Here is a 1178-nt window from a genome sequence, read left to right as displayed (position 1 = left end):
GCTTATTTAATGATTTTGGAGACGACGCCTGCGCCGACGGTGCGGCCGCCTTCACGGATGGCGAAGCGCAGCTTCTCTTCCATCGCGATCGGAGCGATCAGTTCAACCGTGAACTTCAGGTTGTCGCCAGGCATAACCATCTCGGTGCCTTCCGGCAGCTTCACCGTACCGGTCACGTCAGTGGTCCGGAAGTAGAACTGCGGACGGTAGTTCGCAAAGAACGGAGTGTGACGACCGCCCTCTTCCTTGGTCAGGATGTAGGCCTCGGCTTCAAACTCGGTGTGCGGGGTAACCGAACCCGGTTTCGCCAGAACCTGACCACGCTCAACGCCGTCACGCTCAACACCGCGCAGCAGAGCGCCGATGTTGTCGCCAGCCTCACCGCGATCCAGAAGCTTGCGGAACATCTCGACGCCGGTGCAGGTCGTCTTCTTGGTCGGACGGATCCCGATGATCTCAAGCTCGTCGCCGACGTTCACCGCGCCACGCTCAACACGGCCGGTCACAACCGTACCACGGCCCGAGATCGAGAACACGTCTTCGATCGGCATCAGGAACGGCAGGTCAACCGCACGCTCGGGCGTCGGGATGTACTCGTCAACGGCCTTGATCAGTTCCCGGATCGAGTTCTCGCCGATCTCGGCGTCGCGGCCTTCCAGAGCAGCCAGGGCCGAGCCCTTGATGATCGGAATGTCGTCGCCGGGGTAGTCGTAGGACGACAGAAGCTCACGAACCTCCATCTCGACCAGTTCCAGCAGCTCGGGATCGTCAACCTGGTCAACCTTGTTCAGGTAAACGACCATGTAGGGGATGCCAACCTGACGGCCCAGCAGGATGTGTTCACGTGTCTGAGGCATCGGGCCGTCAGCAGCGTTCACAACCAGGATCGCGCCGTCCATCTGCGCAGCGCCCGTGATCATGTTCTTGACATAGTCAGCGTGGCCGGGGCAGTCGACGTGCGCATAGTGGCGCGTATCGGACTCGTACTCAACGTGCGCCGTCGAGATCGTGATACCCCGAGCACGCTCTTCAGGGGCCCCGTCAATCTGATCGTAGGCCTTGAATTCACCGTAGTACTTGGTGATCGCTGCCGTCAGAGTCGTCTTGCCGTGGTCAACGTGACCAATCGTACCAATGTTGACGTGCGGTTTCGTACGTTCAAACTTTGCCTTTGCCAT

The 1178-nt window shown here is 59.9% G+C and carries 1 protein-coding gene; it reads right to left on the bottom strand.

Annotation, left to right across the window (positions count from 1 at the left end; genetic code table 11):
• Window positions 1-2: 2 nt before the first annotated feature.
• Window positions 3-1178, bottom strand: a 1176-nt coding sequence (tuf, locus tag PARACOCCUSGL_RS0120075) for an elongation factor Tu (protein ID WP_010401000.1), incomplete at its 5' end; no start/stop codon positions are given.

Source organism: Paracoccus sp. TRP, from assembly GCF_000185925.1.
Taxonomy (GTDB): Bacteria; Pseudomonadota; Alphaproteobacteria; order Rhodobacterales; family Rhodobacteraceae; genus Paracoccus; species Paracoccus kondratievae.
The sequence above is the reverse complement of the archived record's forward strand: the minus strand, read 5'-3'. Positions and strand labels throughout refer to the sequence as shown.